12 protein-coding genes are annotated in these 17242 nt (G+C 46.6%); 4 read left to right on the top strand and 8 right to left on the bottom strand.

Translation table 11 applies throughout. The features are described from left to right. Window positions 1–3: 3 nt before the first annotated feature. From O3C43_08985 to lpxK, 3 genes are read right to left on the bottom strand one after another with little or no spacing between them, the layout of a single operon-like run. Window positions 4–1119, bottom strand: a complete 1116-nt coding sequence (locus tag O3C43_08985; protein ID MDA1066623.1) for an aminopeptidase — start codon at window positions 1117–1119, stop codon at window positions 4–6. A 28-nt stretch (window positions 1120–1147) separates the two neighbouring features. Beyond that, window positions 1148–2341, bottom strand: coding sequence for a nucleoside monophosphate kinase (locus tag O3C43_08990; protein ID MDA1066624.1), 1194 nt, complete (start codon window positions 2339–2341; stop codon window positions 1148–1150). Between the two features lie 57 nt (window positions 2342–2398). Further along, window positions 2399–3634 (bottom strand): tetraacyldisaccharide 4'-kinase, encoded by a 1236-nt coding sequence (gene lpxK / locus O3C43_08995; protein MDA1066625.1) that lies wholly within the window; start codon window positions 3632–3634, stop codon window positions 2399–2401. A gap of 265 nt (window positions 3635–3899) precedes the next feature. On the opposite strand from lpxK, the gene O3C43_09000 reads away from it, so the two are divergent. From O3C43_09000 to O3C43_09015, 4 genes are all read left to right on the top strand, one after another. Then, entirely contained in the window at window positions 3900–4976 is a 1077-nt protein-coding gene (locus O3C43_09000; GenBank protein ID MDA1066626.1) for an alanine--glyoxylate aminotransferase family protein, read from the top strand. Between the two features lie 28 nt (window positions 4977–5004). Beyond that, complete coding sequence (locus O3C43_09005) at window positions 5005–7494, top strand: DNA topoisomerase III (protein MDA1066627.1); 2490 nt, start codon at window positions 5005–5007, stop codon at window positions 7492–7494. Window positions 7495–7564: 70 nt separating this feature from the next. Further along, window positions 7565–8599 (top strand): class II fructose-bisphosphate aldolase, encoded by a 1035-nt coding sequence (gene fbaA, locus O3C43_09010; protein MDA1066628.1) that lies wholly within the window; start codon window positions 7565–7567, stop codon window positions 8597–8599. Window positions 8600–8688: 89 nt separating this feature from the next. Further along, the gene (locus O3C43_09015; GenBank protein ID MDA1066629.1) at window positions 8689–9489 is read left to right on the top strand and encodes an ATP-binding cassette domain-containing protein; all 801 of its coding nucleotides are present in this window, start codon (window positions 8689–8691) and stop codon (window positions 9487–9489) included. A 23-nt stretch (window positions 9490–9512) separates the two neighbouring features. On the opposite strand, the gene O3C43_09020 is transcribed toward O3C43_09015, so the two are convergent. From O3C43_09020 to rho, 5 genes are all read right to left on the bottom strand, one after another. Beyond that, on the bottom strand, window positions 9513–10631 hold the full coding sequence (locus tag O3C43_09020; GenBank protein MDA1066630.1) for a type II secretion system F family protein: 1119 nt from the start codon (window positions 10629–10631) through the stop codon (window positions 9513–9515). A gap of 138 nt (window positions 10632–10769) precedes the next feature. After that, the gene (locus tag O3C43_09025; GenBank protein ID MDA1066631.1) at window positions 10770–12452 is read right to left on the bottom strand and encodes a GspE/PulE family protein; all 1683 of its coding nucleotides are present in this window, start codon (window positions 12450–12452) and stop codon (window positions 10770–10772) included. Window positions 12453–12463: 11 nt separating this feature from the next. After that, window positions 12464–13546, bottom strand: coding sequence for a type IV pilus twitching motility protein PilT (locus O3C43_09030; protein ID MDA1066632.1), 1083 nt, complete (start codon window positions 13544–13546; stop codon window positions 12464–12466). Window positions 13547–13567: 21 nt separating this feature from the next. Further along, the gene (locus O3C43_09035; protein MDA1066633.1) at window positions 13568–15253 is read right to left on the bottom strand and encodes an ATPase, T2SS/T4P/T4SS family; all 1686 of its coding nucleotides are present in this window, start codon (window positions 15251–15253) and stop codon (window positions 13568–13570) included. 15 nt (window positions 15254–15268) lie between these two features. Continuing rightward, the gene (gene rho, locus O3C43_09040; GenBank protein MDA1066634.1) at window positions 15269–17152 is read right to left on the bottom strand and encodes a transcription termination factor Rho; all 1884 of its coding nucleotides are present in this window, start codon (window positions 17150–17152) and stop codon (window positions 15269–15271) included. Window positions 17153–17242 lie beyond the last annotated feature (90 nt).

Here is a 17242-nt window from a genome sequence, read left to right on the forward strand (position 1 = left end):
GCTTCAGTCCGTTTCCAACAGATAGTCGGGATTCAATTTTTGAAGATCCTTGGGAAGAAATAGACCGTCCTTGCGGATCAGCTCCCCATCGAACCAAATCTCGCCTCCTCCAAACTCAGGAGTTTGAATACAAACCATATCCCAATGCACTTGCGAGCGGTTGCCGTTGTCAGCCTCTCCATAGGCCTGACCAGGAGTGAAATGAAAGGAGCCGGCGATCTTCTCATCAAATAGAATATCTCTCATTGCCCGGGCGATGTGGGGGTTAAAGGCCAAAGAAAATTCGCCTATGAAGCGAGCGCCCGCATCCGTATCCAAAATCTCATTTAAACGGCGCGTATCCGAGCTTGTGGCTTTGACGATTTTGCCCTGCTCAAATTCGACTCGAACATTGTCGAACGAGGAACCTTGGTAAACAGTCGGCGCGTTGTATTGAAGGACTCCTTCTACCGAGTTTTTAATGGGGCAAGAAAACACTTCGCCATCTGGAATATTCCGTAAACCACCACAGGTAACCGCACCTATACCTTTAATTGAAAATCTCAGATCAGTGCCCTCCCCTTTTATGTGCACCTGATCCGTTGTTTCCATAAGGGATTTGAGCGAATCCATACCTTCAGTCATTCGTCCGTAATCCATGGTGCATACGCGAAAATAGAAATCTTCAAATGCTTGTGTGCTCATTTGCGCTTGTTGGGCCATGGCGGATGTAGGCCAACGAAGTACTACCCAACGCGTCTTTTGCACCCGATAGTCCTGGACCGGCCTGTAATGCTTTAGCGCCGTCTGCAATCTATCACCTGGCACGTCGGAGGTTTCAAAAATATTGTGAGCTCCCCGCAATGCGATGTACACATCAATCCCCTGCATCTGCTCCATCTTGATCGAAGAATCGTAGGCGTATTGATCAGCCGTAGCTCCCATCAGAAGTTCACGGGTGACCGTTGCATGGTAATTTGAAACAAAAGGAATACCACCGCGATCACGCACTTCACGAATCAGAGCGATCACCATTTCATCCGGCACGTCGAACGATTCTATAAGCACCTTATCTCCAGTACCTACTTGCGTGGAATGACCCGTTAATACTTTAGCCAAATCAAAAAAGCGTGTGTCCATAATTGAATCTTAAATTATCAGGAAACCACTAACCTCGACGAATCTCACTTCCGTTGAATCGAACGCGAAATGAATAAACACGTTTACTCAAGTATTCAATCTCACCGGTCTTGAGATTAACCTTTGATGGAGAATCGACTTTTCGAACATCAATCGAGGTGTGATAGCCTCGCTCGGAAAATATATCCAACAGGATTTGAAGCGCCAACGGGTCGTGAAAGGAAGCATCCTCAGAGTTTATCAATGCCATACCAGAAATAGCATGTCTTATGATAATGGGCATAAACTTTTCATAAATATGCTGAGCAACCTTCTCAAACAATTCCTTGTGATTATCCGCATAGTCATCCAGGCGTTTAACCAAATCCTGACGCGCGTGCCGCACAATCTCCTCCGCAATGGGGATCACTCGCAGACGGTCAAAGGTACGCTCGCCGAGTTCAAGCGAACTTTGGTAGCGCATTTCGCGGACGATACGTTCCTTTACTTCCTGGATCGTACCATGCGCATTAATATAGTGGTAGTGGAAAATCTGCTGCAGATCTTTGAGCGCTTCGTAAGTGCCCTCCTTAAAGGTACGGTACCTTCGGCGAGCCGTATTTTCATCGAAGTCGGTTAAGCGTTCTTCTTTAAGTTGCCCTACTCCTGAAGCTCTAACTTTTTCATTATGCTCCCGCGTTTGTCGGCCACGTCGAATTTGACGAGTAACACTCTCTCCTTCATCCACAAACAACACCATGATATGAAAAATAGATTTCCGGAAATGTTGCCTTAGGTCGGTATGATAAAACTGGGTGCGTAGTTCACGGAGTTTTTGATATAACAACTTCAAACACTCGACCTGAACTTTGGTACGAGGAAATCCATCCACAACCGTTCCACTCTCGTAGCGGGGTTCTAACAGTTCATCGAAGACCAGAGTCAGCACTTCCCGGTCTCCGACCATATTTCCCGCATCTTTCATCTTCAACGCCTGCGGACTGGTAAGCAGGTCGCTCACCACGACAGGGCCGTCGGTAAGGTCCCGGAAGCCCATGATAAAACCCGTTTGCGTACCCTTCCCCGAACCTGGAGCACCATTGAGCCAGATCAGCTCTTTGGGGAAACGAAGGTTTTCGCGTCCGTGTTTACTCTCCAGTTGGTTCCAAACTGAGTTAAAGATGATTTGTGCATCCTTAACCTCGAGATCCTGCGTTTTAGATGGGTTGGGTAGATTCGGCATTAACAGGGTTCTTTTTGAAGAATAGTTACGAGAGGAAAGCAACTAAAAGCTTTTCAATTAACTCGCCACTTGACCGTTTTTAGATTGTCGGAATGAAAGTTCGGTTTTGTTTTCTGGAAAACAGATGCGTGAAACAGCCTTCTCGAAATCCTTGTCACCTGATAATATTTCAATTTCGAGGCGTAAATAATACAGCGGAATCGTTTTAGGAAAGTCCTTGTGGATGCGAACCGCATCTTTTTCGGTGGTCACTAAAAACTCCAAACCTTCCTTCTCAGCCTGCTCGAACAAGTGTTCCAGCTCAGCGTCGGTAAATCGATGGTGATCAAGGAATCTGCGGGTATACATTACTTGAGCTCCATTTTGGCGAAGAAAACCTTCAAAACTATAATGATCGGCAATGGCGCTAAATGCTCCGATTCGCTTTCCATCCATTTCAGACAGCGGACGCTTTTCACCGGTATCCAAACGTTGCAGGTATTTGGGTCGGTGAGCACACTCGATGATATCGACGGTTGGATTATTCTTTCGAATCAGAGCTTCGAGCTCGGGGTCCGGCACACCGTTAGATTTGGTCAGGAACACAAAAGAAGCTCGTTTTAAGTGTTTGATAGGTTCTCTAAGGATTCCCCGCGGAAGTAATTGCCCATTCCCGAACGGCTTGGTCTTGTCGACGAGCAACAAGTTCAGCCTACCTTTTAGCGGCAGGTATTGAAACCCATCATCCAGGATAAGCGTATCTACACCGTATTTCCGAATAGCGAAAGAACCAGCATTCACCCGGTTCTTATCTACAAATACCATTACTCCCGGCAAATTGCTCGCGAGCATAAAGGGCTCGTCCCCGGCTTCTTCGGAATTCAGCAACACGGTTTTCCCGTCACTCACTACCTTGGGCGGAGGATCGCCCCTATGAGAGATCCGGCGAGCCCAGCGTTTCCAAAACGGAATGGGCTTACTCTTATATCCCCGGCTAAGTATGGCGACTTTTCGCCCTCTGGAAGCTAAAGATCGGGCAAATTTCTCAACGACCGGGGTCTTTCCCGTGCCACCTACCGTGAGATTCCCAACCACAACCACCAAGCAGCCCAAATGCCGTGTTCGGAAAATCCGGTGCTCGTATAACCAAAGTCTTAATTGAACTAATCCGTTCATCAAAACGGACAATGGCTTCAAAAAAGCGGCAAAGATGGTAGCACCTCTACCTTCTCTACGGTCCATTATTACATCTTCCGCGAATTGAGCAAAGCGTTCCAGAGATTGATTAATACGCGTAAAGAGGCGTTTTAGCATAGAACTAAAGAAGATCCAGATGGACGGGAAAATGAGAAGAAAGGAGGTTTCTCTTATGGTGAAAAAACCTCAAGAACTAAATCATTCTTCCTTCCCTTCGAGGAAAAGCTCTTTATTGGAGGATAATCGAAAGAAACCGTATTTTTTGCCCAACTGACCAACTCCGTGATTGACGAAGCATTGCCTACTAACCTTTTTAAGTAATTTTTTGTGCCGGATTATTCCGGATTGAAATCCTCCCAAAGAACCAGAAAGCCAATTTACTGTGAGCGTTAGACTTTATATTCCGGGTCCTGTAGAAGTGTCTGAAGAGACTCTCAAAGCCATGGGTACACCCATGATCGGACATCGCAGTCCAGAATTCGTCGAGCTTTACCAATCGATTCAACCCGATCTCCAAAAGCTCTTCTACACTAAAGACCCTGTTTATATAAGTACGAGCAGTGCCTGGGGTCTCATGGAAGGATCTTTGAGAAACGTGGTTCAAAAAGGTGTGCTCAATTGCATGTCAGGTGCCTTTTCCGATAAGTGGTTCGATGTAAGCCAGCGGTGCGGTAAAAAAGCGAAAGCCCTGCAATACGAATGGGGTATTGCCATCAAACCAGAGGACATTCGTCGTGAATTGGAAACGGGCGAATTCGATGCCATAACGCTCATTCATAACGAAACTTCAACAGGCACCATGAATCCGTTGGAGGAGATCATGGAGGTGCTACGCGATTTCCCTGATGTTATTTCAATAATAGATACAGTGAGTTCGTTTACTGTATTACCTATCGAAAAAGATCGGCTTGGAATTGATGTGATTCTTACGGGATCACAGAAAGCATTAGCACTGCCACCAGGTATGGCTCTGTTGTCTGTGAGCCAGAAAGCCCTGGATCGAGCCGCCAAGGTTCCCGATCGCGGCTATTATTTCGATTTCCACGAATTCCAAGCCAACCACGAGAAAGGGATGACTCCCAGCACACCGGTCATTTCACACATATTCGCCCTTAAACAGCAGTTGGGCACTATCAACGCCGAGGGACTGGAGAACCGTTATGCACGCCATCTCCGATTGAATAACCTGGTGCGCGACTGGGTAAAAGAAAAGGGCCTCAGCCTCTTCCCCGAAGCAGGCTATGAAGCGGTTTCCCTTTGTTGCGTGAGTAACGCAGATGGCGTATTGGATATTCCCGCGATGAATAAATACTTGCGTAATAACCATAATGCCCAAATGGACCAGGGTTATGGGAAGATTAAGGCAAAAACATTTCGAATTAACAATATGGGCAATGAAACCGAAGCCAGTATCAAAGAATACCTCGGGCTTCTTGACCAAGCAATTGCAGCAACATGAACCACTTTTTATTCCCCTTAATTAACCTATGAAGAGCCTCATCATCGCGGAAAAACCAAGTGTAGCCCGAGACCTGGCAGCAGCCTTGGGGAAAGTGCCTAAAAATGGCGACTGGTATGAAAACGATGAGTACGTCATCAGCTCCGCAATAGGTCACCTCGTTGAGCTGTTCATGCCAGAGGACATCGACACGAAACTGAAATTTTGGAGCCTGAAGAGCCTCCCCATCGTTCCGGACAAATTTGAATTAAAGCCAATCACCCGGACCAAGGCCAAATACCAGGAGCTGAAGAAGCTACTGGGGCGCAAAGATGTTGATTTGGTTATCAACGCTTGTGATGCCGGGCGTGAAGGAGAGCTCATCTTCACCTACATCATAGATCTCGCCAAATGCAAGAAGCCTGTCAAACGCCTGTGGCTTTCCTCCATGACCGTAACAGCGATCAAGGAAGCATTTAAAAACCTGCGTGACGGTGAAGCGATGTTGCCACTGCAACACGCAGCTCGTTGCCGCAGTGAGTCCGATTGGTTAATTGGCATAAACGGCACTCGCGCCATCACCAAGCGCATGTTTGGTTCACGGGCAGGCCAGGTTGCGACGGTGGGTCGGGTGCAGACTCCTACGCTGGCGATTATCATGGAACGTGAGCTTGAAATCAGGAATTTCATACCGCGCGACTTCTGGCGAATCACGGGAAACTTCGGAATCTCTGAAGGTCAATACGAAGGCGTTTATCAAAAACCGAATTGGAATAAATCCGATGACGGACTCGATAAGGTTGATCGCATCTGGGACGCTCCAACCGCCGAACAAATTGTCGAGGCGGTTAAACAATCTCCGGTCGCCGAGGTTACTGAAAAGAAAAAGCGAACCAGTCAGATAGCTCCGCGCTTATTTGACCTGACCTCATTGCAACGGGAAGCAAACAATCGTTTTGGATTTGGGGCAGCACGCACCTTATCGCTAGCCCAGGCATTGTATGAGCGTCACAAGATGCTCACCTACCCCAGAACCGACTCCAAAGCACTTCCAGAGGATTATATTCCAACCGTTAAGGACACGCTTGCGAATCTCTCGGGAGAATTCCAGGGGCATGCCCAGAAAGCCCTGCAAAACAATTGGATCAAGCCGGATAAACGTATCTTTAATAACGCGCAAATCAGTGATCACTTTGCGATCATCCCAACGAATGCTCCTGCCAAGAGTTTGAATGCGGATGAGGCGAAATTATACGATATGATTGTCCGACGTTTTATCGCGGTATTCTATCCCGCCGCCGAGTTCGATGTAACAACCCGATTGTCCGTTGCCGCCCAGCATACCTTTAAAACCGAGGGTAAAGTATTGGCCTTTCCGGGATGGCTTTCTATTTATGGGAAAAGTGGAGAAGGCAGTGATAATTTACCTGCATTAAGTGCAGCCGACGGAAATCCTGCTTCTGCCAAAATAGTTTCCATAGATCTCAAAAAAGAATCAACCAAACCACCTCCACGTTATTCAGAAGCGACTTTGCTTTCTGCAATGGAGGGTGCCGGAAAGCTTCTGGATGATGAAGAATTGGTCGAAGCCATGAAGGAAAAAGGGCTGGGAACACCAGCTACCCGTGCCCAGATTATTGAGCACCTTTATGCGTTGAAATACATGGAGCGAGACGGGAAGGAAATCATTCCAACCGGCAAAGCTGAGAACCTTTTAAATTTCCTGGTAGCGCTCAAAGCCGAAACCCTAACGAGTCCTTCCTTAACAGGAGAATGGGAGCACCGCCTTCACCAAATCGAAGAAGGAACCCTTTCGCGCGAAGACTTCATGAAAGCGATCGCTGATCAAACCAAGGCGATTGTGGAAAGTGTCAAAAATTTCGGAGACGACGAAGAATCTTCATCCGAAATCGAGGTTGTAAGCCCAACCGACAACGAGAAGATGATGGAAAATTTCCGTTCCTATAAGTCCAAGGACGGGGCAGTCACCATATATAAAGTTATTGGAAACAGAAAGCTGACCCTCGAGGAACTCGATGAACTTCTAAAAGAAAAGAAGATTGGCCCACTCGAAGGATTTCGCTCGAAAGCGGGAAAACCCTATGTAGCCACCCTCGTTTTGTCAGACGAATGGGAAGTTAAATTCCAATTCGAAAACAGAAATGAAGATGAGGAATCAGGCGAGCCGCTAAACTTTGAAGAACTTCCAGTTGTAGGAACCTGTCCTGTTAACAACACTCCCGTGTTTGAGACGCCTAATGTTTATGGTTGCCGCGAGCGGCTTGAAAACGGCAACGGCGAAAACAAGGGATTCCGGATGAGTAAGAAGATCCTGGACCAGGAGATCTCGTCCGAGCAGGTAAAAAAGCTACTTGCAGAAGGAAAAACTGACAAACTGGACAAATTTATTTCCAAGCGAACCAAAAAACCATTTGCAGCATTTTTAGTTTTAAAGAAAAATGGTTCAGTTGGATTTGAATTTCCTCCACGACCGCCCAAGAAAAAAGCGGAAGAAAAACCGGCTAATACTACTGAATAGGCTGGTTCCTTTGACACCAATTATCGAATTTTAACCAGACCAACGATAACTCACAAAAACAGGCCAGAACATGCCCATTGCAACACCTAAACAATTCGCAGCAATGCTGGATGCAGCCCAAGAAGGCGGCTATGCATACCCAGCCATTAACTGCACATCCATCACGACTCTGAACGCGGCTTTCAAAGCATTTGCCGACAACAAATCGGATGGGATCATCCAATTCTCAACTGGAGCCGGACAGTTCGCCTCTGGTCTAAATCACGGTGACGCAGCCTATGGCTGTATCATTCTTGCAGAAGCAGCTCACCGCTTGGCTGAGCAGTACGATGTGCTCGTGGCTCTAAACACAGACCACTGCCAACCAGAAAAAGCAGCGAGCTTCTTGAAACCGCTTATCGCAGCAACCGCCCTAAGACGTGCGAAGGGAGAAAACAATCTTTTCCAAAATCACATGCTGGATGCCTCAGGCCTTCCACTGACAGATAATATGACGATCTCCCAGGAATACCTTAAACTTTGCGTTGAGAATGAAATCATACTGGAAGTTGAAGCCGGCGTTGTAGGTGGAGAAGAGGATGGAGCGTCTGGATCCGATGATACTCCTGAAGAGCACCTTTACACCACGGCAGAAGACATGGTCGCAGTGCATGAAGCCCTGGCCTCCATCGGCCGGTTTACCTTCGCAGCAACCTTCGGAAATGTTCACGGCCACTACAAACCTGGTGCCGTAAAATTACGCCCGGATATTCTTAAAGAAGGACAGGCAGCGGTAACCAGCAAGTATGGTTCCGAAGCAGAGTTTGACCTCGTCTTCCATGGTGGGTCAGGAAGCAAATTGAGCGAAATCCGGGAGACTCTCGATTACGGCGTCATCAAGATGAACATCGATACCGATACGCAGTACGCATTTACACGCCCGATTGTAGATCACATGTTTAAGAACTATGACGGAGTCATGATGATTGATGGCGAAATAGGAAATAAGAAAGCCTATGATCCTCGTGGTTACCTGAAAAAAGGAGAAGCAGCAATGGCAGCTCGAATCGGCCGCGGATGTGAAGACTTGCTTTCCGTTGGAAAGACGATTTTCGGCCAGGTATAATCTTCAAAAGAATTTTTTTTTCAAACCGGTCTCAAAATTGAGGCCGGTTTTTTTCTGGTCTTTTTTAAGGATACATCTGTCATTCAGGTATGGTTAATTCGAAGGCCATCCTGTCGGTTAACCGACTTACTATAGAACGGGACACCTATATCCTCGATCAAATCGATTGGACGGTCCAAAAGGGCGAAAACTGGGTAATCCTCGGACCCAATGGCTCAGGCAAGACATCCCTGCTCAAGTCGATTGTCGGCTATTTTCCGCCTACAAGTGGATCCATTTCTGTTTTAGGTAAAGTATTCGGAAGCAGTAACTGGGCAGAGTTACGTTTAAGAATCGGACTAGTTTCAACCGCCATACAACAGCGTATCGAAGCGAGCGAACCCGCGGTGGATGTAGTTGTTTCCGGGAAATATGCGCAGGTGAACTATTGGGGGCGCATTTACAAAAAAGACAGGCAACGTGCATTGGATTTCATGGACCTCCTTGGTTGCCGATATCTCGAAGGCAAAACCTGGATGACTTTCTCCCAAGGAGAAAAACAAAAACTGCTAATCGCTCGAGCTATGATGGCAAAGCTTGAAGTGCTTATTCTGGATGAACCGTGTGCCGGGCTTGATCCGGTCGCGCGGGAAAATTTCCTGGATTCCATCCAGCAATTGGCGACCGAACGACCTGAATTGCCCATCATACTGGTGACTCACCATGTAGAAGAAATCACACCGGCATTCACCAACGCACTTATCCTGAAGGAAGGAAGAGTTATAGCTCAGGGATTGATAAAGAAAACTCTCACCTCTGCTAACTTATCGGCGGCATTTTCATCCAAGCTAACTCTCAGAACATCAGGAAATCGCTTCGGTTTAAAATTCGATAGTTCGCAACCTGACTAGTAGCACAAAACAGGCTGCTCATATTAAGTCGCCATATTTTGAAAAATCCCAATCAAGGGTAAGAACAGTGCAATCACAATGGTCCCTACAATGATTGCCATAAAAACAATCATGATAGGTTCCAGAGACGAGGTTAGCGCAGAAACGGTATTATCGAGATCGTCTTCGTAGCTATTGGCTACACGTTCAAGCATTTCAGGAACCTTCCCTGTCTCCTCCCCTACTTCGATCATTCCACAAAGCATGTCAGGAAAATTCTTAGCTTGGCTAAGCGGTCTTGAAATCGGATCGCCATCTCTTACCCGGATATAGGTGGATTGAAGCTCACGCTGAAATACTCTATTTCCAACTACAGCGCTGGTGATCGACAAGGCTTCGAGTAAAGGAACGGCGCTTCTGAGCAAAGTACCCAAAGTCCTGGCAAATCTTGTTAACGCATTAATACGTACCAGTTCTCCAAATACTGGAATGCGGAGCTTCAATGCATCTAAAAAATAACGACCACTCTCCATCGAACTTAAAGCTTTCATGCCAAGAATTCCGACAAGCACCAGTAGCAAAATTATTAAACTGTTCGATTGCACAAATTTACTGAGATCCAGAATAACCTGTGTCAGAGCAGGTAACGAAGCCCCACGCAGAAAGTCTTCGTAAATGGCCTGAAACCGGGGAACTACAAAAACCATCAGAGCACCTAAGATAATAATGGCTAGAGTCATCACCACGGCGGGATACATCAAAGCCGCGATAATTTTGCCCTGCGTTTTCTGAGATTTCTCCATAAAGGTTGCCAGGCGACTCAGTACTTGATCGACCAAACCACTTGCTTCACCAGCGCGAACCATGTGGTAATACAAATCGTTAAACACCTTCGGATAATGTGCGAGCCCATCAGAAAGAGAATTACCCGCCCTTACATTTTGAGCCAACTCCTGGATGATTTGACGAAACGCTTTGCTCTTCTGCTGTCGCTCCAGGATCTCGAGACTACGAACGAGTGCAACGCCTGACTCCAACATGGTTGCGAGTTGACGGGTGAACTGGGTCAGGGATCTTTTATTAACACCACTTCCGAGAATTGCGCGGGTTCTTCGGGTGCCGAGAGGCGCATTACGTTTGAGTTTGGGTTTTAGCAGGCTCACAGATCCAAGTAAAAAACTATACTTGCACTATGGCAGGACAGAATCACTAGACCATCTTAAAATCGGTGCCGCACTTTTGAAAAAAACCCGATTAGACGAACCCCTGGCGACTTAGGGATTCCTCTCAATTTAAGAAGCTCAAGTATAGTTGAGAACTTCCTCAACGGTAGTGAGTCCCGCTTCGATGGATTCAACACCAGCCTGCCGCAGCGTACGCATTCCAAGTTCGATTGACCGTTTCTTGAGCAACATGGCAGGTGAATTAGAAAGGATCATCTCCCGTAAACTATCATCGATATTCATCAGTTCAAAAAGACCTTTACGACCACGATAACCAAGTTGATGACACTCAGAACAGGTACCTGGTTTATAAAAAGGGCCAGCAGTGGATTGCGGATCAGAGTAAAGTTGTTTTACCAGTTCAGAATCTGGCGTGTATTTCGTTTTGCAACTTGGGCAAAGGGTCCTGACTAATCTTTGGGCTAAAACTGCTTCCAGAGACGAAGCAATTAAATACGGTTCCATGCCCATGTCCACGAGCCTGGTGATCGCGCCGCAGGCATCATTGGTGTGCAAGGTTGTAAGTACCAGATGTCCGGTTTGAGCGGCTTGCACCGAAATCTTCGCCGTTTCCAGATCTCTGATTTCACCGACCATTAAAATATCGGGATCTTGCCTTAAAAACGACCTTAGGGCATGCGCAAAGGTCAAGTGAATCGACGGATTTACAGCAAGCTGCATTATGCCATCGATCTCATATTCGATAGGATCCTCCGCTGTCAGGATTTTGCGTTCATCTCGATTAAGTATTTTAAGGCAGCTATAAAGCGTGGTCGTTTTCCCACTACCTGTAGGTCCGGTAACTATAAAGACACCATTCGGGCGAGTAATTATTTCCTGGATATCCACGAACACTTTTTGTGGCATCCCCAGGCTGTTTAAATCCAGATTTACTACAGCCTTATCCAGCACCCGTAGAACAACGCTCTCTCCGTGTTGTGTTGGTAAGGTCGAAACACGAAGATCAATAGGTCGTGCATCCAGGGTCATTCGTATTCTCCCATCCTGAGGTACCCGCTTTTCGGCTATATTTAAATTAGCCAGCACCTTTACCCGAGAAATCACAAGCAAGGCCAAATTTACAGGGGATGGGGACATTTCATAAAGCGAGCCATCGACCCGGTAGCGAATCCTGAACACATCTTCAAAAGGTTCGAAGTGTATGTCAGAAGCTTTATCTCGAATAGCCTGCTCCAACACCAGGTTTACGAAACGAATAACAGGGGCCTCTTCTGATAACGCTTTAAGATCGCGCTCGGTGAGCTCGCATTCGTTTTCCGTCATTTTTTTGAGCGCAGCTATTGCGTCTTCAACAGATGTGGATTCTGGCCCATAGACGCTTTCGATCAAGTTTTTGACCACAGAAGGGTCAGCAACAACCAAAGTTATGTCGCGATTCAAGCTAAACGATAAGTCTTCAACTATGGCATTATTGAAGGGATCAACCGCTAACAGCTGAAGTTGAAAACCCTCCTGCTTATAAGGCAAAACACCATACATATGCGCCAATCGGGCCTCCAGCTGATCCGAGAGATTGGCTTCAATTTCCAAAGGAACCTTATCAACATAGGGCCAGGATAAATACGCTGCAACTTGAGACAACAACTGCTCAGTTGAGATGAAACCTAGATCGATTACTGTTTGCGCAAGCGGTTTTTGCGTTCGCTCCTGTTCGTGAACGGTGGACTCGAATTGCTCTGCGCTTAGTTCGGTCGAATGTTTGAGGATGTCGGCTATAGCCGCGTTGTGATCAGGAAACATGCAAATGGGTACTAAGCCATTTGAAGATTCGCTCCCATTTGTGCAAGTTTATCACGCATTTCGCTCGCATTTTGAGACTTTTCAATAGCTATTTCAGCTGGAATCAAGTCCCGATTATAAAGCGATAGCAGATGCTGGTCCAAGGACACCATCCCGTAACTTGCACCGGTCTGAATTTCCGAATTGATCCGATACGTTTTATTATCGCGAAGAAGTGCGGCAATCGAGGTGGTATTAACCATTATCTCGAAACCAGCGACTCGACCTCCACCGATCTTTGGACAAAGAACCTGGGATATTACGGCGACAATGGATGAAGCCAGCTGTGTGCGGATCTGGTCTTTAGCAGTATCCGGAAAGGCATCTACAATACGATCGACGGTTCGTGCAGCACCAGTGGTATGCAAGGTAGCGAACACAAGGTGACCCGTTTCAGCGGCAGATACAGCAGCTCCAATGGTTTCCAAATCTCTCATTTCCCCTACCAGAATAGTGTCAGGATCTTGCCTCAGCGCACCACGAATGGCAGAAGAAAAGCTGGATACATCAATTCCCACTTCCCGTTGTGTAACAATACATTTCTTATGGTCGTGGTAGTATTCAATAGGATCTTCAATGGTTATAATGTGACCACTATGATTCTCATTCATGTAGTTAATCATGGAAGCCAGGGTGGTTGATTTACCAGACCCGGTTGGTCCAGTTACCAAAATGAGGCCACGGGGTCGCTTAAGGAGGTCTTTAACAACACTTGGAAATCCAATTTCTTCCAGGCTGAACAAGTCTGTAGGGATTTGACGAAGAACCATGCCGAATTTTCCACGGGCTTTCATCACGCTTACACGAAAACGAGCCAGACCCATAAATGAGAATCCGAAATCGCAACCGCCCTTGGACTTCACTTCCTGAAGACGATCCTGGGATGTAATGGCCATAACTAAAGCCTCAGTATCGTCGCCATCAAGTATTTCACCCTCGACGGGAATCATTTCCCCGTGAAGTCGTAACGTTGGAGCTTGCCCTACCTGGATATGAAGGTCGGAAGCGCCCTCTTCTACGGCGAGGCTCAACAATTCATTCATTTCGTAGCTCATAATAAATAAGTTTTTGGGAGATTAATGGGATGTAGCTGAAAGTATTTCACTGATGGTTGTTTGCCCTCGTATGGCTTTCCTCAAACCATCTTCGCGCATGGTTCGCATTCCCTGTTCACGGGCAAGCGAGCGAATGTCAGCAAGAGAACCATTCGAGTATATAAGAGACTCCATTTCGGGAGTGATGGTCATTATTTCAAAAATTCCTATACGCCCACGATAGCCGGTTCCCCGACAAGCTGAACAACCATGGCCTTCACGCCACTCTGTGTGCTCCGCTTCTTCTAACATGGCTTCAATGGAAGCAAGATCGACTGCACTCGGTGACACCGGCTCACTACACTCAGAGCAGACACGACGAACAAGCCGCTGAGCCATGATTGCTCGAACCGAGCTGGATATTAAAAAGGGCGCAACTCCCAAATCACGAAGACGAGAGACAGCACTGGGTGCATCGTTCGTGTGAAGTGTGCTAAAAACCAGGTGACCGGTTAGAGAGGCATTGATCGCAATTTCAACGGTCTCAAGATCACGAATTTCTCCAACCATAATAATGTTGGGAGCCTGACGAAGCATAGCACGCAACCCCGCAGAAAAAGTCATTCCGATCTCACTGCGAACTTGAACCTGATTAATTCCGGATAATTGGTATTCAACAGGATCCTCGACGGTAATAATCTTCCGGTCCGATTTGTTCAACTGATTCAAGAACGAATATAAGGTGGTTGATTTGCCAGACCCGGTTGGTCCGGTAACCAGTACAATTCCATCGGGCTTTGAAATTACCTCTTCCAGAAGTTTTTTATCATCGTCCCAGAAACCCAGCTCCGAAAGTTCAAGACGTAGGGTTTCCTTATCTAAAACCCGCATCACTATGGCCTCGCCGTGGGCACTCGGAACGGAGGATACACGAAAATCCACAAGACGACCGTGAAGGTCCATCTGGATCCGCCCGTCTTGGGGCAAACGCTTTTCAGCAATACTCATTTGAGACATCAGTTTTATTCGGGAGATAATCGCGGGTTGTAGGCGCTTCGGTGGATTTTCTGTCTCCTGAAGCACACCATCTACCCTGAATCGAATTCGAAAGCGTTTCTCCAAAGGCTCAAGGTGAATGTCGGACGCACCACGTTTTAACGCTTCTTTGATAATCAAATGGACATATTGTACGATTGCCCCGTCCTCAGAACTCGAGTTCACCGTGGAAGGCTTGGCCGAAGGTTCTATATCCTGAGATTCAGAAATTTCTCGGTAAATGGGTTTAAACGACTCTTTCCCCTCCGGGGAAAACCGGTTAATTGCGTTCAACAGCGACTTTTTGGAGCAAAGAAACGCTTGAAGATCCAGACCCAAACTTGAGGAAATATCGTCCAATTGATCCATCTTTAAAGGATCGAAAATGGCGGCTTTGCATTCAGAGGGTGTGCGATCAAACAGTATGATCCCTTTCTCAATTAAGAACTGCCGATCAAAAGGGTCACAATTTATTTGATTGGATTCGAGTTCTTCTGGATCAACAAGTGGCAGACTAAACTCCTTTGCCAGCAAACCAAGAACGACCTCCTCAGTGGTATGACCTGCTGCGATAAGGCAATCTATCAATGATTCTCCGGGACCAATTGAGCCTTTTAGTGAATCAAGGATTTCTGGAACGACTACACCTTTTTCAACAAGCAGTTGTAGTGAGATTTCGTCCCTACTGTTCACAAACTAAATCAAATACTAACGATTAACCTGCATCAAGAACTCAACATTGGTGGCAGTCTTTTTCATTCGGTTGATCAACATCTCCATAGCTTCTGTAGCCGGAATACCTTTCATCGCACGACGCAAGGCGTAGATTCGAGGCAACTCGTCCTTATGGTAAAGAAGCTCCTCTTTTCGCGTTCCACTTTTCTCGAGATTGATGGCTGGAAAAATCCGTTTATCTGAAAGCGTCCGATCCAATTGTAATTCCATGTTACCGGTGCCTTTGAACTCTTCGTAGACCACCTCATCCATTTTACTACCGGTTTCAACCAAGGCCGTACCCATAATGGTAAGACTTCCACCGCCTTCGATATTTCGGGCTGAACCAAAGAATCGTTTTGGTTTTTGCAAGGCCCCTGCTTCCACACCACCAGACAAAATCTTACCACTATTCGGCATAGTAGTATTATAGCCACGTGCCAAACGGGTAATTGAATCCAGCAAAATGATAACATGACGCCCGACTTCAACCATACGCCTTGCTTTCTCAATAACCATTTCAGCGACATGAACATGGTTTTCAGCGGCTTCATCAAAGGTTGAGGCAATTACTTCACCCTTAACCATTCTGCGAAAATCCGTTACTTCCTCTGGACGTTCATCTATGAGTAAAACGATCAAATCTGATTCGGGATTATTAGCTGCCAAGGAGTTTGCCAAGCCCTGAAGAATTATTGTTTTACCTGTTCTGGGTGGAGCTACAATAAGTCCACGTTGACCAAAACCGATCGGGGTTAGTGCATCCACCACACGCATGGAAACATCCTGCTTTTTAATATCCCCTACCGGTGTCTCTAATATGATTCTTTCAGTCGGATAATAGGGAATTAAATCCTCAAACGGCGTCACATGCTGAATCTCTTCGGGTTTCAATCCAGAGGCGGTAAAAATGTCTACAACATAACCACAGCCTTCACCTTCCTGGGGAAGAACTTGGACATCCACCATATGGCCAGACTTTAATCCGAATTGTTTGATAAAGCAGTTGGGAACGAAAAAATCCTGAGGTTGAGGCACATAGTTGTTATGTTCGTGAACAATAAATGCTCCTTCCTCTTCAGTCACCCAAAGCAGACCGGTGTCCAGTATTTGTCGTTTCAGCTCACACGCCTTCTTGATAAGGAGTTCGATGAGCATTCTCCGATTTGGCGCTGTGGTTAATTCGACTCCCAACGCTTCAACTGCCTGCACCAATTCAAGCAGAGGTATCTGGTAGAAATCGTTCAATTTAATAGGATCTCCACCTGAAACGTTTTCAGCTGCTCGCAACTTTAATCCTGCCAGATTCGCAATGACCTCGTCTTCAAGAAGCGTACCAATCACGGGTAACGTTAATGAATCAGCTACCCTACGTTTCTTTTGATGCTGGGGCCGTTTCTTGGCGTGCTTTTTCTGCTGATTTTGATGATTCGGGTGGTTGGGGTGATTATGTTTCGGCTGCTTTTTCTTAAATTTGCCTCGTTGCCCATCGTTCCGGGGATTTTGTCTATTGTGTTGGTGCCTCCCTTGATTGTTATTATTGTTCGACTCCTGCCTTGGCTCGTTTGAGCTTTCAGGGCTACCTTGGGAATTGGACGTTTTGGGCTCAGCTACTTCATTGGGATCAAAAGAAAAAGAAACCTCATTTCCTGGATCAAAGGTGTCGTCCTTGGGATTTGAAACCTTGCTGCGTTCGTTTGTCCGGCTGTCATTTGAGTCGTTACTGACCTCCTTCTGCTTCTGGTCAGCCGTTTCGACCTTTCGAACCGCTTTTTTCGCGGCCTTACGTGGAGCTCGTTTAGGAGCTGGTTTATCGCTCGATTTAGAGGAGTCAGCCGCAGGAAGGCTGCTTGGAGTGGGTGTGTCTTCTTCGGACATAATCAAGTGTCAGTCTACCATGGACTAACAATGTGGAATAAATTTTAAAAGTGTTGGTGTAGGAAAATATTCAATATCGGAGGCCTTGCT

It is taken from the genome of Verrucomicrobiota bacterium (assembly GCA_027622555.1).
GTDB lineage: Bacteria > Verrucomicrobiota > Verrucomicrobiia > Opitutales > UBA2995 > UBA2995.